This window comes from Metabacillus rhizosphaerae (genome assembly GCF_037201795.1).
Lineage (GTDB): Bacteria > Bacillota > Bacilli > Bacillales > Bacillaceae > Metabacillus > Metabacillus rhizosphaerae.
On sequence record NZ_CP147403.1, the window covers coordinates 5,365,876 to 5,386,738 of the forward strand.

Below are 20,863 nucleotides of genomic sequence, written 5' to 3' on the forward strand. Positions count from 1 at the left end.
ATTAACGCCTACTTTGTTAAGAATTGAGTATCGATTAGATCACTAAATTCAGGTTTTTCTTTAAGAAATTTAAGCTCAAATGAAGAATTTGCAAATTCTTGTACAACCTCTGCATTTACTTCTGTTGTATACGTTACACGCTCCCAAGCACTGTCAACGATTGCTGGATCAAGCTCTTGATCTGTAATATCTTTGATCGCTTTAATTGCAATATCACGTGCCTCTTCACGGTTTTCATTAATAAAGTTAACACCTTTTTCATGTGCTTTTACAATGGCTGCAACTAGTTCTTTGTCTTCTTCAATTAACTTTCCGCTTGTTACTAATACAGTATTAGGAAGTGTTGTTCCGTAAGAAATTTCATCCGTATCAACGATCACTTTCGCTCCATCATTTACAAGCATAGATGCCCATGGTTCTGGAACTGCAGCAAGATCAACTTTTCCTGATTCAAACATTGCTCCATATTGAGCTGGGTTACCAGTTACATGCTTTAATGTTCCACCAATACGTGCTGATGTAATGCCGAAGTCTTGAAGGAATGTCTCCATTTGAACATCATGTGTGCAGCCTACACCAGGTGTAATAAATGTTTTACCTGTTAAATCATCAATTGATTGCACACCACTTTTTTCAGATGCAACGATAACTGTTCCACCTGAAGATGCTCCTGCTAGAATCTTCACATCTGCTCCGTTTGCATAGTTGTTCATAACAGGGCCAGGGCCAACTAAACCTGCATGGATATCACCTGTTTTTAACGCAGTCATAAATGCTGCTCCATCAGGAAACGTTTTATACGTTACTTTTACATCTTCCCCTAATGCTTCTTCAAAATACCCTTTTTCCTTAGCGATCATCGCAGGTACGTGATCAATATTAGGAAAATAACCAATTACTACTTCCTTTTTACTATCACTTCCACTACCATTTGAACCTGTATTAGCCGTCCCACATGCTGCCAATACACCTACTAATAAAACCGATATAAGTGCAAATAATATACCCTTTTTCATGTTAAAACCTCCGTCTCTTTTTAATTAGTGTCTAGCTCCAGCGCCTAGCCCCTCGAGTCATAAGCCACTCATGAATTGAAGGTAAAAAACACCTTCATTTCATGAGCGTCTTATTTGCCTGAGGCTGATCAAGGCCATTCCGCTTTTCTTAATTATCTAAACCCCATTTTTTCATAACGCTTTTTTCTACTCTTTGGAAAAATAATAGATCAACAATGACCCCGATGACCATAATCATCATCATGATCGCGATAACTAAACTCATATCGCCAAAATCTGACGCGAATTTCAGTTTATAACCAAGTCCTGGTCCAGTACTTAATAATTCACCGGCCATCAATGCTCTCCATGCAAACGCCCACGCTAATCTAGTTCCTGTTACAGCATAAGGAATTGAGGCTGGAAACATGACCTTCCAAAACAAGCTAAATCCTTTATAATCCATCGTTTGTGCCGCTTTTATATAAAGTGGGGGCACATTTTTTAAACCTGTTCTCATGTTGATTGTCATCACCAAGGTTGCACCTAACACGATAATAAACGTTACTGCTGCTTCATTAAGGCCAAACCACATGATTGCAAGTGGCAGCCACACAATACTTGGTACAGACTGTAATGCGATGATAAGTGAGCCTAATGTTTCATCAGCTGTTTTTGATTTAGCTAAGAACACACCAAGGATAAGACCTAGCGCTAATGCAATGGCTAAACCTATCGCTAATCGTCTAAAGCTTGCCACTAAATCGTAAACAAGTGTTAAATCAGCAAAGCCTGTGTAAAGTGATGTAAACACATCTGTTGGTGCAGGCAGCAATGCAGGTGATATTTCTAATACAATCACTGCAACCTGCCAAACAACTAACAGAATTCCGTAAAAAAGTATTCGTTTAACGACTGGTTGCATACTGCTGCTCCTTTTCTATTACTTTATCAATCTCAGACTTAAGTAAGCCCTTAATTCTGTCTTCATATTTCACGAGCTCCTCACGCGCTTGTTCACGTGGTCTTGGAAAGTCAAGCTCAATAACATCTAGTATCCGTCCTGGCTGTGTTCCCATAACAACGATGCGATCTGATAGTTTAAGTGCCTCATGGATACTATGTGTAACAAACAAGATTGTTTTCTTTGTTTCTAGAAAAACTTCTTCTAACACCTCATGTAATCTTGAACGTGTTTGTTCATCCAATGCACCAAATGGCTCATCCATTAGTAACAAGGCTGGATCCATTGCAAGTGCACGAGCAATCGAAACACGCTGCTGCATCCCACCTGATAACTCGTGTGGTGAATGCTTTGCATAAGGACTTAATTGTACGAGAGATAAATATTTATGTGCTCGTTCCAGTGCATCTTTTTTCGATAGTTCCTTGCGTAGTGGAAACATAACATTCTCTTCTACTGTTAGCCATGGAAATAATGCAGCCTGCTGGAAAACCATTCCTCGTTCCTTACCAGGGCCCTTTAATTGCTTTCCCTGTAAAATAAGTTCACCCGTAGTTTGCGGTGTTAACCCAGCAACAATTGAAAGCAAAGTGGATTTCCCACAACCCGAAGGTCCTAAAATCGAAACAAACTCGCCTTCCTTTACTTGTAAATCTATATCAGTTAAAACAGTTTCAGCTTTATTTTCACGGTTTTTAAATTGTTTTGTAACCTTTTCAATTGATAAAAACAATTCCCTCACCTGCTTTTCTTTAATTCTCATCTTTTTTATCGGATTAATATGATTATTATATAAAGATCTGAGAAAATGTCAATGGTTTGAATTGGATATCCTCAATTTGTTCATTCAGTTCAGGTTTCTTTCCTTTATGTATAATAAGGACTTTAATGAAAGTAAATAATCAAAAGAAGAGGATCGTTTGGAAAATGGAAAGGAAACAATATATTAGTCATTAGTTGTGATTGCCAAGTAATCTAGGATAAAATAGAAAAGGGTTACACATCTTTTTATTTTATCCGTGTATTCTCGGCTAACGTTACTGCCTCAGGAGGTTTAACATGAGCAAACAAACAGGTATGATTAAGGAACATCTTTTTTATTCAACTGCGCTTCAGGAAGAATTAACATTACTAATTTATCTCCCAGAAAATTTTTCACCACTATATAAATACAGCTTGCTTATTGCACAGGATGGCCAGGATTATTTTCGGCTTGGCCGTGTAGGGAGACAGGTCGAAGCTTTAATGAAAAATGAAGAAATTGAAAATGTTATCGTTGTTGGAATCCCTTATAAGGATGTAGGCGACCGCAGGGAAAAGTACCATCCAGATGGAGCAAAATTTTCAGGCTATGTTCGATTTTTAGCACATGAGCTTGTGCCATTTCTTGATCAAGAATTCCCTACCTACCAGGTAGGCTACGGGCGAGCACTTATCGGAGATTCACTAGGTGCAACGGTTTCATTACTTACTGGCTTAGCATATCCAAACACATTTGGAAAGCTAATCCTACAATCACCATATGTGAATGATGCAGTGTTACAGGCTGTGAAAGAATTTTCTTCACCTTCTCGTCCAACTATTTTTCATCAAATTGGGAAAAATGAAATAAACGTTAAAACTACCGATGGAGAAATTCTCGACTTTATTACACCAAATCGAGAGTTGAAAACAGCTATTGCTGAAAAAGGTTTTTCCTATACATACGAGGAATTTGATGGTGACCATACATGGAAGTACTGGCAGCCTGCTTTAACACCGATCTTACGGGAAATGTTTGAGTAAGAACTGCTATCATTTCGTACGTATGTTTCTTTTTAAAAATTTGATATACTATCCTTAAAAGAATCGATTAGGAGGGAATGACATGAACTACGGAATTGCCCTTTTTCCATCAAAAAAATTACAAGATTTGGTGAATTCTTATCGTAAGCGCTATGACACAAATTATGCATTAGTTCCACCACATTTAACACTTAAAACAGCTTTTGAAGCGACTGTTGAGAACTTAGAACAGATTACAAAGGAACTTCGTCAAATAGCTGATAAATCTGCACCTCTAACCATTTCGATTAAAAAGGTTAGTTCTTTTTCACCGGTTAATAATGTAATCTATTTAAAAGTCGAGCCAACTGAAGAATTACAAGAATTACATGAGAAGCTTCATACAGGCTCACTAGAAAGTCAGCCAGAATATGCTTTTGTCCCACATATTACGATTGGACAAAATTTATCTGATGATGAACATTCAGACGTATTAGGTAGTCTTAAAATGTTAGAAATGAAGCATGAGGAAGTTGTTGATCGCTTCCACCTACTATATCAACTAGAAAACGGAACTTGGACCGTATATGAAACATTCTTACTAGGAAAGGATTGCAATTAATTGAACGTTAAGCAAGTTACAACTAAAGACCAACTCGAGGATGCCTATTCAGTAAGACGCACAGTATTTGTTGATGAACAACAAGTTCCCGAAGAAGAAGAAATTGATCAATTTGAAGATGATGCTACACATATTGTCTTATATGACAATGAAGTGCCCGTTGGTGCCGCTCGTCTTCGTGTATTAGATGGGATTGGGAAACTTGAAAGAATTTGCGTTCTTTCATCCAGCAGAAAAAATGGTGCTGGCAAATTACTTGTTAACAAGCTAGAAGAAATTGCAATCGAACAAGGTGTCAGCAAACTTAAGTTAAATGCACAGACACACGCGATTCCATTTTATGAACGATTAGGGTATGAAACTGTATCTGATATTTTTATGGATGCTGGTATCCCACACGTTACAATGATTAAACATGCTAATTGATTAGCTTTTTCACATACTAAAAACGAGCTTGGATAACCAAGCTCGTTTTTACGTTTTTCACATTAGCTTTCTTCTTTTCTTGCCAATTTTTCCCGATCCTTCATCCCTGGTGGCTCCTCAAGCCACTGATTTTTTATCATAATTTCAGCTCCAGATTTTGCAAATTGACCTATTTCAACTGATAGACGTTCATAATTAACAATAAGGTCATATCTTTGACTTGCCGCAGCTGCCGTAGCGTAGTTACCAGTACCAGCAGCACTTAACTGAGCCATGTGAAACATCATTAGTTTCTCTGAAAAAATTTGTGTTGTTGAATCCGTAATACTAATATTCGGCGAGCCAGGTGACACAAGATTGCTTTCTGCTAAAGCTGATGTAAAGATCTGAACATGCTTATATGAAATTTCTTTTCCTCTTAACATATACTCTTGAACATCTTTATTTTGTGATGTTTGTGCAAAGCTTAAACATAATCCAATCCCAATCGAATTGGTTTGGATATTCAAAAACAGATGCGAAATTTCGATTGCATTTAGCGGTCTTTCCTTTGTAAATGGATTTATACCACCTAAATACTTCTTATTGTCTATATAATCTGTTTTAGCTGGTACATCTATATAAGGGGCTCTAACAAAAATCCCTTTCGAAAGGGCAAGTTCAATTGTCTGATTATATAAGTTTGAAACGTCAGAAAGTCCATTGGTAAACATTGTTCGTATATCATATCTTACACTGACAGAAACGAAGCCACTAAACGCAAGCATCGCTAATTTCGACATATGGTTCACATAGATAAGACAAAATGAATCAGAAAATATCTTTGGTGCATCCATTTTTACATCATCATTTGTAAAACCGTTTGGTATTGCAAAATTATCCTTTTGAAAAATATCTGAAAGGATTTTTAGATTCTCATTAAATATGTTATACGTAGTCTGAATCGCTTTTTTTATTTCTGGATCCTCAATATGTTTCAACATATGTCCTACAACACATACACTCATACTTGTATTTAAATATGCAGTCCAGAGAGAAGCAATTTCTGGTGCTGTAAGCTGTGTATGACTCTCTGACATGTTTTTTCCTCCTAAGATAAATAAATTAGTTAGAGATATTCTTACCCATTTTGGTTCAAATTATTTATTTGTTAAAGTTCTAATAATTGATCATAAAAAAAGCTGAACTGGAAAAAACTATTTCATGTGTTAATGATATCGGAGGTTATATTACATGCATTATGCACAAATTTCCATTGAGTTAGTTTTAGGGTTCATTGCACTTTTTGTAATTACAAAAATATTAGGTAAAACACAAATTACCCAAATTACTACATTTGATTTTATTTCTGCATTAGTTTTAGGAGAACTTGTCGGTAATGCAATCTTTGATGATAAGGTTGGAGTTGTCAGAATCATTTATGCAGTTGTAATCTGGGGACTGCTCATTTTCATTTTGGAAATGATTACACAAAAGTGGAGTAGTACACGAGGCTTATTAGAAGGTAGGCCTACGATTATCATTCATAAAGGGAAAATTTTAAAAGAAAGTCTAAAAAAGAGTAAGCTAGATGTCAATCAGCTACAGCATCTAGTTAGGTCCAAAGGTGTATTCTCTATCCGCGAGCTAGAGTACGCAGTACTTGAAACAGACGGAACGGTCAGTATATTAAAAAAAGCTCCTTACGAAACACCTTCCAAAAAAGATCTACAAGTGAATCTTGAACAAGTTAATCTTCCAATCACCTTTATTAGTGATGGCAAGGTCATTAAAGACAACCTTATAGAAGCTGGTTTTAATATGACCTGGTTAGAACAACAGCTAAAACAACACAACATTTTTCGTGTTGAAGAAGTCATGTTCGCTGAATGGCTAGAAGGTTCAGGTTTACACGTTCAATCTTTTTAAGTAGGTAATGGCTGACACTTTTTTCTGTGTCAGCCTTATCTATACTACTAATAGTCCCATTTCAACTAGTTTAGGCATATCCGTCTATATACTTCCCTTTTACCGTAAATGATTCGGAATTTTTATTCGTTTTCATTGATCTCATTTTATGATCTAAAATATCTGCAAATCTCTGTTTTTTCATGTCCGATTGAACAGCGCTAGGTCGGAGTGTATGTGAATAATGATTTTGAACGGGGACATTTCGATTCGCATATTGAATATACGTATCCTGTTGAATTGGCAAAATATAACCCATTTTTCATCTCCCTTTCGTTATTCCTCAAATTTCCTCGCTTGAACCGAGCAACTTTACCTTTTCGATATGTATCCATTCTGTTAAGATAGATTTTGTCGCCTATTTTTTTGTTTAGAATATTATATTTTTCTTGTTACTGTGGATATGCGCTTGGCATCCAGCTCCAGCGCCCAGCGCCTAGTGGACTTCCCTCACCTCTGTACGATAAGTCAACATCGAATCGCTTGCGCTCTTCGTGTTTCCTTTATCTCCTACGGCTCAGTCCAGTCCATACGTCGCTAAACGGGCGCTTGCGCTTTTGTTATTCCTTTATTTACATATACGTACGAAGATATTTCTTTATGGGAGGAGGATCACCATGAAAGTTGCAAAAATGAATGAATTCGATCTATCTTTAGAAAATTTGCCTCGAGAAGATTATCAGCGTATCTATGAAGCGAGCCTTAAAGACAACGTAAGTTGCAAAGCTTGTGGGTTGCCAGTTAAATTATATCTTGGATTGAACAAGCCACCCTTTTTCTACCACACGAACAAAGAAGATAACCAAAGGTGTACGGATATCGTTAGCAGCCCTCCTATTCAATCGATTTCAACACAACAACCTAACTTAGAAGCCGAATATTCTGAACAAAACGGTTTTCGAATTCCTAAATCTAGGTCGATTGCAACACTTGAAAAGCCCACTGTAACAGAATGGCAAGAGCCACAGGTTCTAAAGGGGCGAACACCTTTCACACTTAAAAGCAAAACACCTTCATCACTACTCGGGATTCCTCTCGATGTTGAACAAAAAGAAGCTGTTACGACAATAGAAGGGCCACTTCTAATCCTAGCTGGTGCAGGAAGTGGAAAAACACGGGTCCTTACAACAAGAGCGCTATATATGATGGAAGAAAAGGCAATTGATCCAACCTCAATGATGCTTGTTACCTTTACAGCAAAAGCAGCACGAGAAATGCATGAACGCCTTATCAAGCACACAAGGCTAACAGCAAACCAACTAAACCAGCTTGTCATCGGAACCTTCCACAGTATCTTTTACAAAATGCTACTTCATGACAACAGAGAAAAGTGGAATGGACAGCATTTACTAAAATGGGATTGGCAAAAGGAAAGCTACCTTAAACAAGCATGCAGAGAAATGGGTATTGATGAAAAGGATTTTCCCTTTGACCAAGCGATCCAACAAATCGGGTATTGGAAAAATACGATGAAAACTCCTACCGATATCCATCCTGCTGACGATTGGGAAGAAAAGGCATTATCTCTCTACAAATATTATGAAGAGCAAAAGCTTGAGCGTGGCCAATTCGATTTCGATGATATGCTAGTAAAATGCTATGAAATGTTAAGAGAAAATCCTAGTGTACTAGAAGCCTATCAGAAGCGATTTCGCTATTTTCTAATCGATGAATTTCAGGATATCAATCCAGTTCAATATAAGCTAATTAAGCTATTATCCAATCATACAAATAATATATGCGGTGTCGGCGATGATGATCAAACAATTTATAGCTTCAGAGGAAGCGAGCCATCCTTTATTCTGAATTTTAAAGAGGAATATCCTGAAGCTACTATTATTACGCTTTCCTCAAATTATCGATCAGATCATCATATTGTTTCCTCTGCAAATGAAGTGATTTCGAAAAATAAACAGCGCTTAAGCAAAAAGATGTACGCTCAATTCCAGACAGATCAATTACCTGTTTGTTTTTCTCCATATGATGAGGAAGAAGAAGCAACCTTGATTGTCAATGATATTAAAGAAAAAATTGAAGCTGGTGCATTGCCTAAAGAGTTTGTGATTTTATACCGAACACATACAGGCGGACGAGCAGTCTTTGAACGATTTGTTCAATCGAGTATCCCATTCGTCATTGAAAAAGAGCAGAGTTCATTTTATGAACGAAAAATGGTTCGTGGTGTTCTTAGTTACTTACGACTTAGTGTCGATCCTGATGATCCGTCGGCTTTAACCGAACTAATCCGCGCTTTATTTTTAAAACAATCTGTTCTTAATGATGTGAAGGCCTTATCCATTCTTCATGATTGCTCACTTGTTGATGCTTTATTATATTTAAATGGGCTTCATGCATTTCAAATGGCAAAGCTCAAAAAAATTGTTCCAAAAATCAGCGCTTTGAAAAAAGATAAGCCTGCTAGCGCAATTCAAACCATCGAAAAAGAACTTGGTTTCAATGACTATCTTAAAAAACAAGGTAATGAAGGAAATGCAATCGACAAAGGTTCGGATGATCTTAACGATTTAAAAGTAGTCGCGAAGAAATTTTCTACAGTTACAGAATTTCTTCAACATACTGATCATATGACCTTAACTCAAAAAGCATTAAAAGGACAAAAACAGGCAACCGAAGCTGGTGTTCAGCTTATGACGATTCATCGATCAAAAGGTCTAGAGTATAAATATGTATATATCGTAGGGGCTGTAGATGGCTCTATTCCTCATGATTTTGCACTAGAGTCTGCTAGAAAAGGAAACTATGAATTCCTAGAGGAGGAACGTCGCTTACTATATGTAGCGATGACACGTGCAAAAGAACATTTATTCATCTCGACTCCTTCTAAAAGACGAGGAAGAAAAGCTGTAGCTTCAAGGTTTCTTAAGACTTTATTTTAAAAATTGACGCTAGCCTAATAAATTATAAGAAATGCTTAGTAGAACCTCACTTTACTAAGCATTTTTTGTAAGGCTCTTTTCTAAAAGATTGTTGTTTTTTAAATAGCTTCTTGAACAAAATCAACCATTCCCCATACTTGTTATATAGCACAAATTTGCGAAAACAGCTTTTGTAAAAAATCCCCTAGATAATAACTCGAGTTATCTCTAGTTTCTCCTTCACTTTATACACCATCATTTCATCGTGAATTCTCTTCATTTTATGATCCAAATACTGGTCCATTTCCGCAGCTTCTTTTAGTTCATCTTTTACATGCACAGGTACTGATTTATCATATTTATAATAAATTTTATGTTCTAGGCTTGCCCAAAAATCCATTGCGATTGTGCGAATTTGGATTTCAACTTTAAGTTGTTCAGTTCGATTTGATAAAAAAACAGGAATTTCAACCAGTAAGTGAAGACTTTTATATCCATTTGGCTTAGGTTCCTTTAGATAATCCTTTACTTTTAAAATTGTAATATCATCTTGACCAGAAATCATGTCATAAATCTTATAAATATCAGATACAAATGCGCAGATGATCCGTACACCAGCAAGATCATGAATATGTTTCACCGCTTTTTCTTTCGTTAAAGCAAGACCCTTTCTTTGCAGTTTTCTTTTTATACTTGCTGGATCTTTTATTCTAGATTTAATATGTTCAATTGGATTATGTTGATGTACAAATTTAAACTCCTCATTAAGGATTTTCAATTTCGTATTGATTTCATCCAATGCAAATTTATAGATTAATAAGAAATTTCTCCATTCTTCTAACCCAGTCCTAACTTGTCTCAATTTTATGATCACCTCTTTTTTATTCCCTTTAAAGATAGAATAGATTAGTGAAATTCAGATGAAAATAAGGTGAATGGTTTAACACAATTAGAATGTTTTCAGCAAAAAACCAGCTAATCAGGTTGATTTAGCTGGTCAGCTACACAATTAATATGTGGTTACTTTTTGTTTATCATTTTTGAAATTGTATTAAAATCTAACTTTTCATTACCATTGACAATGGAATTAACAATTTTATCTTCCATTTGCTTTGAAACTGGTTTGTTGGCAATTTGAGAAACTCGTTGGATCACATTTCGGACAGTTTTTTCATCTTTAAAGTTTGCACCTTGTAAAGAATTAGCCAAAGAAAAAACATCATTCATGTTTACTCCTGTTTTATTCTCAAGGTTTTTGAAAAATTTATTATCCATTTTCTAAGCCTCCTTAATTCATGATATATCCTATGACCTTCTAGGCAAAATGTGATAACAATCTCTTGGAAAAAAGAAAGTACGAGCAAAGATTGCTCGTACTTCCAATACACTTAATTGGCTCTTACATTAGTTATAGAAAGATGCACCTACAATGATTAATAGGATGAACAATACAACGATTAACACAAATGTGCTGCCGTAATAACCGCCACCACCATAACCATAGTTACCACCACCGTAACCGTAACCCATGTGCTAAGCACCTCCTCTTTGCTATCATCCCTACACTATATGATGAAAGAAGAGGTTTTGTTTGGACGTTTTTTATGGTGAATTATTTTTCTATCTCATTATTTTTTAATATCATTTGTTCCATTTCAGAAGCAGCCAGGTCCATCCTTTGTTCAAATGACTCAGCAAGCTCGTCAATCTACTTCAAGCCAATCTGTATTTTGCGAAGTCTTTCATCTTCATTCCTTTGAATCCTATCATGCTGGCGATAATTTCTTTCCAATACCTCACTAAACATTTTTTCAAGTAAACTCATACTTTCCCCCACTCTCTACTGTTGCTTGTCGTCATCATAGTAATCTAAATATAAATTCCCAGACGAATCAACCTGACCTAAAAAGACATCTTCTACATTTGCACTTTTAAGTTTTAGCTTATTTCTTATCCAATCTATACTATATCCCGCACTATAAATTGTCTCATTTAGATAAGTTCCGTCCATAATTACTGTCAGTGGGACCTTATCAGAGGAACCATCTGGAAAGAGATCTCCCCATTTCACAGCTTGCATTTCTTTTTTTAACAGGACACTTAATTCACCATTTGTTTCAAGAATAGCAAACTCGACATCTGAAACGTTAAAAACATCTCTTTTGCGAAGCTGTTCAAGTAATTCATCTGTACTATATTTTTCAATCCTGAGATTTTCCTCCAGTATTTTCCCATCTTTGATAAATGTCGTTGCCTTTCCTTCAACAATGTCTCGAAATTTTTTACTTTTTAATGAAAAGATCGAAATAATAATTGGAAATAACGTCCAGATAAGAATTGAGACTACACCATTTATTACATGTAATTCAATATCCATTGAGAGTGTTCCAGCAATATCACCAACTGTAATGCCTAAAATATATTCAAAAAAAGACAGCTTCGATAACTGCTTTTTACCCAAAAGCTTTGTAATGAAAAAAAGCCCTAAAATTAGTAGGGTCGAACGAATGATTACCTCAATCCAACTCGGCATAAACCTTCTCCTTCAAACATTCATGATTACGTATCATTTAGTATGAAACATCCGATGTCTCTTTATGTAAAAATATATAATGTTTTATATATTTGAAAGGCATACCTTAATTCTTTTCCTACCAAATATTAACAAAGGAATTGACCTTTAAGTCAGTCCCTTGGATACTTTTTGTTACACTTAAATAAAGGAGAAGGATTTCCCCTATGTCCTCTAGTCTTAAAAAGATGAAGAAATAATAATCTTTGTTCCCCAATATTTTGTTCTACATATAATAAATGGTGCTATTTTTTTGGTAAAACCAGAACAAGGGAATTATAAAATCTATCAATTTTATAAGCTTAATAATAAAACAGATCCGAACTTTCCAACTTTGACCTCACTTACCCCTGAAGAACCCGCAGCATTTGAAATGGCTATTCATTATGGAAAACAAATTGACGCTGATATTATAATGGAGACTGATCCAGATGCTGACCGTTTAGAATGAAATATTTGACTTTTAATTTTTGGATTTTTATTTATAAGGAGCGAGGATATTTGGAGATATTGAAAATAATTGAGAATGGCCGCTTTGATTTGCATTTACACACAACTGCTTCAGATGGCAGTTTTTCCCCAAGTGAAGTAGTGAAAATGGCTGCTCAAAAAGGACTCACCACAATTGCCATAACTGATCACGATACACTTGATGGAATTCAAGAAGCAATAGAAACAGCCAGAAAAATAGGGATAACAATTATTCCAGGTATTGAATTAAGCACTAAATATAAAGGGAAAACCATTGATATTTTAGGCTATAATATTCACGAAACAAAAGAGTTATCAAGTATTTTGCAGAAAATGAGAAAACATCGTCAAAATCGGTGTCTATTAATTGTAAATAAGTTTTGTGAATTAGGAATGACCATTACTTTAGAGGGTATTCAAAAATATAGTAAAGGAAATGTAATTGCCCGCCCTCATATAGCAAAAGCAGTTGTGGATAAAGGTTATGCTAAAGATACACAAGAAGTATTTGATCTTTATTTAGGGGATGGGAAACCATGTGCAGAGGATAAAATGGAGCTTTCGCCTAGTAGTGGAATAGAGTTAATTCATCGAGCTGGAGGAGTAGCCGTTTTAGCACATCCTCTACTCATTCACGATGATATAATCGTTGAAGAGTTAATGCAATTGGCTATTGACGGAATAGAAGTATGGCATCGAAAACAAAGCGAAGAAGATAGTAAAAGGTATAAAAGTTTAGCGGAAAAGTATAGAAAGATGATGACAGGTGGGTCCGATTTTCATAATGAAGCACATGAAATCGGTGAGTTTAGGTTTAAGCCATAATATGGTTAGAGGGAGAAAGCCTATCTCCTCTCCTCACACCATTCTATTGAAACAGCTCTTTTAATTATGAATCTTTTAAGCCATTAATTAAGGTTTCAATCACTTCGGGACGACTAAACTGAGGTGGTGGAGTAATCCCCTTTCGTAACATCTCTCGAACTTTTGTCCCTGATAAGTGCAAATGATCTTCCTTATTATGTGGACACGTTTTACTAGTAGCCATATTTTCACATTTTGTGCAATAAAAGCTATGCTCAAAGCCAAGGATCATGATGCCAATTTCTTCAGAACTCAATTGTGTGAAGATTTTTTGCGCATCAAATGTACCGTAATAATTGCCGACTCCAGCATGATCTCTCCCAACGATAAAATGAGTACAGCCATAATTTTTTCGTACCAGTGCATGAAAAATAGCTTCTTTTGGTCCAGCGTACCTCATTGCAGCTGGGAATACGGCTAAACACACTCGATCATCTGGATAATAGTTTTTTAATAATACTTCGTAGCTTTTCATTCTAATCGTTGCTGGAATATCGTCAGATTTTGTTTCACCAACTAGAGGGTTTAAAAACAAGCCATCAACTGTTTCTAGAGCCGTTTTTTGAATATACTCATGTGCTCGATGAACAGGATTTCTTGTTTGGAATCCTACTACTGTTTCCCAATTATTCTTTTTAAACTCATTTCTTGTTTCCAAAGGGGTTTTATAGTATTGTTCAAAAATACGCTCTTTAGGTGGAATCTTTAATAAAGTAATAGGTCCTGCTAAATAGACATTTGGGCGTTCAAATAGTTTTTTGACTCCAGGATGATTTTCATCAGTTGTTTGATAAACCTTTTTTGCTTCTTCTAGTTTGTTAGGTGTATACATTTCTTTTAATTCTAAAACACCATAGATATCATTTTTATGTTTCAACTTTATTATTTTTCCAATTCTCAGCTTCTCTGCTACCTTTTCACAAACAGGAAGCGTAATTGGAATACTCCAAATCACTCCATTAGCTAACCTCATATTCTCTAAAACAGATTCGTAGTCAGCTTTTCCAAGAAAGCCCTGAAGAGGACTGTATGCCCCATTTGCAATCAATTCTAAGTCCGATAAACTCATCACATCTATTTCAATTTCCGTAGTAATGGTTGAATAATCGAAATTTAACTCCATTCGATTCACTAAAGTACCACCATGAGGAATACTTAATGTCAAAACACTCACTCCTTTGTATTTTCCATGAGACGAACTTTACTAACAAGATAGGATGAAAGGATCTCTACAGATTCTTTTATTGATAATTTATCTGTATCAATAATGACTTCGGGGTCTTTTGGTTCTTCATAGGGCTGATCAATCCCAGTAAATTGTTGAATTTCCCCTTTTCTTGCTTTCTTATACAGTCCTTTTGGATCTCGTTGCTCACACTCTTGGAGTGAACATTTGATATAAACTTCAATAAATTCATCCGGCACAAATAAAGACCTTGCATTTATTCGATCTACTTCAAATGGAGAGATAAGTGCAGCAAGCACGACGATTCCTGCCTCTACAAACAGCTTACCAATTTCTGCTGTTCTCCTAATATTTTCTTTTCTATCCTCTTCTGAGAAAGATAGATTACGATTTATGCCATGACGAAGATTATCCCCATCTAATAAATAAACACTTACTCCTTTTTTGTATAATTCATGTTGAAGAGCATTTGCGATCGTTGACTTACCTGACCCTGATAGACCCGTAAACCAAATCATTAAACTTTTATGGCCATGTTGCTTTTGTCTGTCTTCTTTTCTAATTAGTGATTGATGCCAGACGACATGATTATCTTTATCACCATTACTCAAGATAACATTCTCCTTTCAAATGTATTTTACAACCATTTCAAATAGGCGATAAAAATTGTAACACTCATACAAATGAAGCTTAAAGGTAAACCAACTTTCAGATAATCTGTGAATTTATAACCTCCAGGTCCATATACAAGCAAGTTTGTTTGATATCCGATTGGGGTTAAAAAACTACACGAAGCTGCAATTGCAGTAATCATGGCAAACATCATTGGATCTAAATCCAGTTGAAGAGAAATGGAAAAACCAATCGGAAACATTAAAGCAGCTGTAGCAAGATTATTAAGGATCTCAGTCAAAATCAATGTTACAAAATAGAAACAAATCAAGATTCCAATTATTCCTAAACTAGATTGCAATTCTATAAGAAATGCAGCTACGCTATGTGCTAATCCAGTTTTTTCGATAGCTTTACCTACTCCAATAGCACTTCCCATTAAAATAATGACATTCCAATTAATTGCTTTTATAGCATCAGAAACAGTTACTATTTTGGTTAATAATAAAATGACGGTCGCAATTAATGCGAGTGTAAATATAGGTAAGAGTTGAAAGATTGATGCAAAGATAATTCCTAATAGGATGCCACTGATCACGATCTTCCCTAAACGTGTTTGCTTATTTGTCGTATTAATAGAAGAAATAAAATAGAAGTCCTCAGAATCTGTCCATGACTTAACAAAGTCATTTTTAGCAAGTAATAAAAGGGTATCCCCCGGTTTAAGAACGACATTTCCAATTCCTGATGTAATTTGTTTACTCTTACGTTTAACAGCAACAATCGCTGCATTATACTTGGAGCGGAAATGACTTTCTTTTATTTTTTTATATAAAAGTGGTGAATGATCGGAAATTCCTACTTCATAAAGTATTGTATGATTGTTTAAAAGATTTCTTTGATTTTCAATATTGTGTTTAAGTCCTAGGACATGACTAATCTTCATTAATCCTTCAGGATTTCCAGAAAAAACAAGAATGTCTCCACTTTCGAGTATTTCATCATTTGGCGCAGGAACAATTATACTTTCATTCCTAATTATTTCTATAAGAAACAATTGATTTAAATCACGAAGCATCGCTTCCATAATCGTTTTACCGATTAATGAAGAGTTTTTTTCAATAACAAACTCATAAATATAATTGTCTTGTTCATCTTGAAACGTCTCAATATTTGCTGTTCTACTTGGTAAAAGATAGTGACCGATAAAAACGATATATAGTATGCCTGCGAAAGTCAAAGGTATGCCAAAATAGGTAAAGTCAAATAAATGGAATCCTTCCAAGCCTTTCTCCAATAATAACCCTTGAACGATCAAATTAGTTGATGTTCCTATTAATGTAATTGTTCCACCTAAAATTGCTGCATATGATAATGGAATTAACAGTTTAGAAGGCTTAATATGATTAGAACTTGCCCAATTTTGAAGAGTAGGAATTAGCATCGTAACAATTGGTGTATTATTCATAAACGCTGAAAGTGCACTTACCGGTACCATTAATCGCAATAATATCTGTGAAATAGACTTTTTTGGACTTAATATCTTATTTACGAGTTCATGCAAGATACCGCTTTTCGATACAGCAGCTCCAAGAATAAAAAGTAATGCTACTGTGTGAACACCTGGATTTGAAAATCCATTTAATGCTTCCGTTGGGGTTAAGATGCCAGTTAACATAAGGGCAGATATTGCTAAAAATACGGTAAATTCAGGTGATAGCCATTCTTTTATAAGGACGATAAACATGGAGGATAGAATGATGCATAGGATGATTGCATCAAGGGTCATAGATGATCTCTCCTGACTAATATTAATTATCTTAATATTTTTATGTCAGATTTTGAAACCTGTACATAATATCCGCACATGTTTCACATATTTTTCTGGTTTATACAAAATTCCACTTGTAATCTGCCTTAATAAGTTTATTAACCTTAACCTAGTTTGATGTAGTCTCCTTTTATACACATACTATCTCACATAGATTTCCCCCTTTTCATATCTATTAACTATAAACCTAGTTCATATGCAATAGGTAATAGGTAATAGGTTTATAATGATGTTTACTACTAAGAAAATTATTAAAAGACAGAGAGTTCATTATGATGAATTCTCTGTCTTTTATTTTTAATTGTTTGTTTGAATTTGATTCATGATTTTCTGTATCAGAAATTTTATTTAGGTCAAGTGCATGTAGTTAAAGTGGTTCTAAATTAGTTTAACCCAACGTTTATAAAAACCTAACTGCAGCTATTTTCCTGATCATTCCCATCACCTTTAAACCTAGATTTAAAGATGAGAGCCTATGGAAAAGTTCTAAAAGTGACATCTGTCCATGTTTTAAACATCTACTGGCTATTTATTTGGTATAGGCAATTGATTGTTCTTTGATAAGGAGAAAATTCTAATAGAGTAGCCTATAGCAATAAACGAATAAAAACATATTTTAATAAGTGATTAACAGTTAAAGGGAGCTTTCTCTGGAATAGAAATAAAGAAAAACTACATTTTCAGAAAGGGTGTGTAAGATGAAAATAATGACTATTTTGGGGACACGACCTGAAATTATCCGATTAAGCCTTATTATTAAGAAATTAGATGATCATGCAGAAAAACACATATTAGTGCATACAGGACAAAATTTCACTTCATCTCTAAGTGAGATATTTTTTCAAGAGTTAAAGGTCCGGAAACCAGATTATATCATGTTGAATCAACAACACACGTTAGGAGAACAATTATCTACTATATATAAAGAATTAGAGAAAATTATCTTGCAGGAAAAACCCGATAAAGTTCTTGTTTTAGGGGATACCAACAGCGGCCTAAGTGCAATTTTAGTAGAAAGAATGGGAATTCCAGTGATCCACATGGAAGCCGGAAACCGCTGTTTTGATCTAGAAGTTCCAGAGGAAAAAAATCGTCGCGTTATCGATGCGATTTCAAGCTTTAATCTCCCATACACCCCTCAAAGCAAAGAAAATTTACTAAACGAAGGCGTTCCCCGACATCGTATTATCATATCCGGCAATCCAATTAATGAGGTATTAGAACATTACAAAGCAGAGATTGAGCAAAGTAATATCCTCAACAAACTAATGTTAGAAAAAGATCACTACTTTTTGGTTACAGTTCATCGTGCCGAAAACGTTGATCATGAAGATCGTTTGCAGGAAATTATGAAGGGAATTAACATGGTCGCCGATGCTTACCAAAAAAGAGTGATATGTAGTATACATCCGCGCACGAAGTCCCGTTTAGAGGCGAACACAGAATTAGAGATTCATCCATTGGTTGAATTCCATGAGCCGTTTGGATTTTTTGATTTTGTCAAACTTGAAAAAAATGCTTATTGCGTGTTAACAGATAGCGGAACGGTTCAAGAAGAGTGTTGTTTGTTTCACGTTCCTACAGTTACGATTCGCAAAACAACGGAAAGACCTGAAACAATCGAATGTGGCAGTAATATGTTGTCAGGAATAGACGCCGAACAGATCTTGAACTGTGTCCATGTAATGGCCAATCAGTCAAATAACTGGTCATTTCCTGCAGGATATGACCATATAAACGTTTCAGATAAAGTCATTAAAATTTTACTAGGGGGCCTGAAAATTGTTTAATAATCAAACCATATTGGTAACAGGCGGTACTGGTTCATGGGGATATGAATTAGTTAGACAGCTATTAACATACAATCCTAAAGAAATTCGGATTTTTTCACGGAATGAGTCAAATCAATTTACCATGAAGCAAGAATTTGATAATAATCCGAAATTGCATTTTATTATTGGAGATATTAAAGAGAAAGATGCATTAATCGAAGCTTGTCAGGGAGTTGATTACATTTTTCACCTGGCCGCTTTAAAGCACGTTCCTGTTTGTGAGTATCAGCCAATTGAAGCATTGAAAACGAACGTAATAGGGACACAAAATGTAATAGATGCAGCTATACACTGTAAGGTGGATAGAGTCGTTTATATCTCTACGGATAAAGCCTCAAATCCTTCGAACTTCTATGGATTATCAAAGGCAATGGGTGAAAGACTGATTATTCATGCTAATACATTAAACACGAAAACAAAATTTGTGTGTATTCGTGGAGGAAATGTTTTAGGAACAAACGGTAGTGTAATCCACGTATTCAAAAAGCAAATTCGAGAAAAAGGCAAAATTGGTATTACTGATTTGGAGATGACTCGATTCTTTTTAACCATTGAAGATGCTATTAAATTAGTTTTTAAAGCCACATTTGAAAGCATTGGTGGAGAAATCTTTGTCATGAAAATGCCTGCATTAAAAATTATCGATCTTGCCCATGTATTAATAGAAGCATCTAACACCGAAAATGTTGAGATTGAAACACTTGGTATACGACCTGGAGAAAAAATCCATGAGCTACTTCTTTCAGGATATGAAAGCAAAACAACAATTGCCTATGATGATGAATATTTTGTTATTCTGCCGACAATTCACATTGAGGGCCTAAAAGAACATTATTCCAATTATAAACCTGTGAGTTTAGAAAATTATAATTCTAGCAAAGAATTATTAAATAGAGCTGAGATTAATGAATTATTAATGAAAGGCGGGTTTATTTAATGAAAATAATGATCCTTGGTGGAAAAGGAATGGCCGGGCATATGATAACATCTTATTTCCAACAAAATCCTAAGTATAATGTCTTCTATACATCAAGGGATCCAGACGATAAGGATGGGATTTATCTGGATGTAACCAATTCAACAGAGTTAGAGAAAATCATAGAATCAATAAAGCCGGATATTACAGTCAACTGTATAGGGATATTAAATGAACATGCGAGCACTAATACTAAGCTGGCATTTCAGGTAAACAGCTTATTACCACATCAATTAGCCAAATTAACCGAACGTTACCATGGGAAGTTAATTCACATTAGCACAGATTGCGTTTTTTCAGGCACAAAAGGCGACTACACTGAGAATGATGTTCCTGACGGTACCTCGTTTTATGCTCAATCCAAACAACTAGGAGAAATAATAAGTGATAAACATTTAACAATTCGTACATCAATTATTGGACCTGAGGTAAAAGATAACGGCATTGGACTATTTTTATGGTTCATGAAGCAAAAGGGAAAAATAAAGGGGTATGAGAAAGTGCTTTGGAATGGTGTGACAACACTCGAATTAGCTAAAGCAATTGAAGCAATGATTCAAAATAACGTCACTGGATTATATCATTTAGGGTCAGATGAGAAAGTGTCAAAGTATACATTATTAAAGCTGATCCAGGAAATTTTTAGGAAAAATGATGTTCAAATTATTCCAGATACAGAAATTGTACTAGACCGTTCCATTAAAAGAACAAGAGCAGATTTTCAATACCTAATTCCAAGTTATCAAGAAATGCTATTTGAACTAAGAGAGTGGATGCTAAATCAATGAATCATTAGATCACGCAACTAATTTTGCGATCTAATAAGATTCAGGACAGAATACATTAAGATCAAACCTTACTATTTTCTTCATTTTGCAGGGAAAACACGTATCATTATCGTGATTTCATCCTGTCCATCCATTTT

The 20,863-nt window shown here is 35.2% G+C and carries 22 protein-coding genes; 10 read left to right on the forward strand and 12 right to left on the reverse strand.

Annotated elements, in window-relative coordinates; translation table 11 throughout:
• Positions 1-8: 8 nt before the first annotated feature.
• The 3 genes from WCV66_RS25415 to WCV66_RS25425 all read right to left on the reverse strand — a co-directional run bounded on the left by WCV66_RS25415 (position 9) and on the right by WCV66_RS25425 (position 2,692).
• The gene (locus WCV66_RS25415; RefSeq protein WP_338787368.1) at positions 9-1,016 is read right to left on the reverse strand and encodes an aliphatic sulfonate ABC transporter substrate-binding protein; all 1,008 of its coding nucleotides are present in this window, start codon (positions 1,014-1,016) and stop codon (positions 9-11) included.
• Between the two features lie 148 nt (positions 1,017-1,164).
• Positions 1,165-1,920, reverse strand: coding sequence for an ABC transporter permease (locus tag WCV66_RS25420; protein ID WP_066323573.1), 756 nt, complete (start codon positions 1,918-1,920; stop codon positions 1,165-1,167).
• Positions 1,904-2,692 (reverse strand): ABC transporter ATP-binding protein, encoded by a 789-nt coding sequence (locus tag WCV66_RS25425; RefSeq protein ID WP_066323570.1) that lies wholly within the window; start codon positions 2,690-2,692, stop codon positions 1,904-1,906. Before WCV66_RS25425 ends, WCV66_RS25420 begins: the two co-directional genes overlap by 17 nt.
• A 326-nt stretch (positions 2,693-3,018) precedes the next feature.
• On the opposite strand from WCV66_RS25425, the gene WCV66_RS25430 reads away from it, so the two are divergent.
• The 3 genes from WCV66_RS25430 to WCV66_RS25440 all read left to right on the forward strand — a co-directional run bounded on the left by WCV66_RS25430 (position 3,019) and on the right by WCV66_RS25440 (position 4,771).
• Positions 3,019-3,744 carry an esterase family protein gene (locus tag WCV66_RS25430; protein WP_338787369.1) on the forward strand — a complete coding sequence of 242 codons (726 nt, stop codon included), beginning with the start codon at positions 3,019-3,021 and terminating at the stop codon, positions 3,742-3,744.
• Between the two features lie 82 nt (positions 3,745-3,826).
• Positions 3,827-4,345: a YjcG family protein gene (locus WCV66_RS25435; protein WP_338787370.1), complete on the forward strand. Its 519-nt coding sequence runs from the start codon at positions 3,827-3,829 to the stop codon at positions 4,343-4,345.
• Positions 4,346-4,771, forward strand: a complete 426-nt coding sequence (locus WCV66_RS25440) for a GNAT family N-acetyltransferase (RefSeq protein WP_066323560.1) — start codon at positions 4,346-4,348, stop codon at positions 4,769-4,771.
• Positions 4,772-4,833: 62 nt separating this feature from the next.
• On the opposite strand, the gene WCV66_RS25445 is transcribed toward WCV66_RS25440, so the two are convergent.
• Positions 4,834-5,850: a DUF3231 family protein gene (locus WCV66_RS25445; RefSeq protein ID WP_338787371.1), complete on the reverse strand. Its 1,017-nt coding sequence runs from the start codon at positions 5,848-5,850 to the stop codon at positions 4,834-4,836.
• Between the two features lie 154 nt (positions 5,851-6,004).
• On the opposite strand from WCV66_RS25445, the gene WCV66_RS25450 reads away from it, so the two are divergent.
• Entirely contained in the window at positions 6,005-6,679 is a 675-nt protein-coding gene (locus WCV66_RS25450) for a DUF421 domain-containing protein (RefSeq protein WP_338787372.1), read from the forward strand.
• 70 nt (positions 6,680-6,749) lie between these two features.
• On the opposite strand, the gene WCV66_RS25455 is transcribed toward WCV66_RS25450, so the two are convergent.
• Complete coding sequence (locus WCV66_RS25455; RefSeq protein ID WP_338787373.1) at positions 6,750-6,977, reverse strand: hypothetical protein; 228 nt, start codon at positions 6,975-6,977, stop codon at positions 6,750-6,752.
• A gap of 358 nt (positions 6,978-7,335) precedes the next feature.
• Between WCV66_RS25455 and WCV66_RS25460 the strand changes: the two genes are divergently transcribed.
• Positions 7,336-9,615 carry an ATP-dependent helicase gene (locus tag WCV66_RS25460; protein ID WP_338787374.1) on the forward strand — a complete coding sequence of 760 codons (2,280 nt, stop codon included), beginning with the start codon at positions 7,336-7,338 and terminating at the stop codon, positions 9,613-9,615.
• A 184-nt stretch (positions 9,616-9,799) separates the two neighbouring features.
• On the opposite strand, the gene WCV66_RS25465 is transcribed toward WCV66_RS25460, so the two are convergent.
• The 4 genes from WCV66_RS25465 to WCV66_RS25480 form a co-directional block, all read right to left on the reverse strand.
• A complete protein-coding gene (locus WCV66_RS25465) occupies positions 9,800-10,456 on the reverse strand; it encodes a GTP pyrophosphokinase family protein (protein ID WP_338787375.1) in 657 nt (218 codons plus the stop codon).
• Positions 10,457-10,614: 158 nt separating this feature from the next.
• Positions 10,615-10,869: a stage VI sporulation protein F gene (locus tag WCV66_RS25470; RefSeq protein WP_066323523.1), complete on the reverse strand. Its 255-nt coding sequence runs from the start codon at positions 10,867-10,869 to the stop codon at positions 10,615-10,617.
• Positions 10,870-10,998: 129 nt separating this feature from the next.
• Positions 10,999-11,124, reverse strand: a complete 126-nt coding sequence (locus tag WCV66_RS25475) for a YjcZ family sporulation protein (RefSeq protein ID WP_026561090.1) — start codon at positions 11,122-11,124, stop codon at positions 10,999-11,001.
• A gap of 310 nt (positions 11,125-11,434) precedes the next feature.
• Positions 11,435-12,127 (reverse strand): DUF421 domain-containing protein, encoded by a 693-nt coding sequence (locus WCV66_RS25480; protein ID WP_338787376.1) that lies wholly within the window; start codon positions 12,125-12,127, stop codon positions 11,435-11,437.
• 292 nt (positions 12,128-12,419) lie between these two features.
• Here WCV66_RS25480 and WCV66_RS25485 point away from each other — a divergent pair, with 292 nt between their 5' ends.
• Together WCV66_RS25485 and WCV66_RS25490 are read left to right on the forward strand one after the other, a co-directional pair.
• Positions 12,420-12,617, forward strand: a complete 198-nt coding sequence (locus tag WCV66_RS25485) for a hypothetical protein (protein WP_413789620.1) — start codon at positions 12,420-12,422, stop codon at positions 12,615-12,617.
• Between the two features lie 50 nt (positions 12,618-12,667).
• Positions 12,668-13,462 carry a PHP domain-containing protein gene (locus WCV66_RS25490; RefSeq protein WP_338787378.1) on the forward strand — a complete coding sequence of 265 codons (795 nt, stop codon included), beginning with the start codon at positions 12,668-12,670 and terminating at the stop codon, positions 13,460-13,462.
• A gap of 64 nt (positions 13,463-13,526) precedes the next feature.
• Here the strand turns inward: WCV66_RS25490 and sat are convergent, their stop codons facing one another.
• The 3 genes from sat to WCV66_RS25505 are packed head-to-tail and all read right to left on the reverse strand — an operon-like array spanning position 13,527 to position 17,088.
• A complete protein-coding gene (gene sat, locus WCV66_RS25495; RefSeq protein WP_413789699.1) occupies positions 13,527-14,624 on the reverse strand; it encodes a sulfate adenylyltransferase in 1,098 nt (365 codons plus the stop codon).
• Positions 14,625-14,671: 47 nt separating this feature from the next.
• Entirely contained in the window at positions 14,672-15,298 is a 627-nt protein-coding gene (gene cysC, locus WCV66_RS25500; protein ID WP_066335810.1) for an adenylyl-sulfate kinase, read from the reverse strand.
• 26 nt (positions 15,299-15,324) lie between these two features.
• The gene (locus tag WCV66_RS25505; RefSeq protein WP_338787380.1) at positions 15,325-17,088 is read right to left on the reverse strand and encodes an SLC13 family permease; all 1,764 of its coding nucleotides are present in this window, start codon (positions 17,086-17,088) and stop codon (positions 15,325-15,327) included.
• A 740-nt stretch (positions 17,089-17,828) separates the two neighbouring features.
• Between WCV66_RS25505 and wecB the strand changes: the two genes are divergently transcribed.
• The 3 genes from wecB to WCV66_RS25520 are packed head-to-tail and all read left to right on the forward strand — an operon-like array spanning position 17,829 to position 20,726.
• Positions 17,829-18,920, forward strand: coding sequence for a non-hydrolyzing UDP-N-acetylglucosamine 2-epimerase (gene wecB, locus WCV66_RS25510; protein WP_338787381.1), 1,092 nt, complete (start codon positions 17,829-17,831; stop codon positions 18,918-18,920).
• Entirely contained in the window at positions 18,913-19,899 is a 987-nt protein-coding gene (locus WCV66_RS25515) for a polysaccharide biosynthesis protein (protein ID WP_338787382.1), read from the forward strand. Before wecB ends, WCV66_RS25515 begins: the two co-directional genes overlap by 8 nt.
• On the forward strand, positions 19,899-20,726 hold the full coding sequence (locus WCV66_RS25520; protein ID WP_066335798.1) for a dTDP-4-dehydrorhamnose reductase family protein: 828 nt from the start codon (positions 19,899-19,901) through the stop codon (positions 20,724-20,726). Before WCV66_RS25515 ends, WCV66_RS25520 begins: the two co-directional genes overlap by 1 nt.
• Positions 20,727-20,863: the final 137 nt, after the last annotated feature.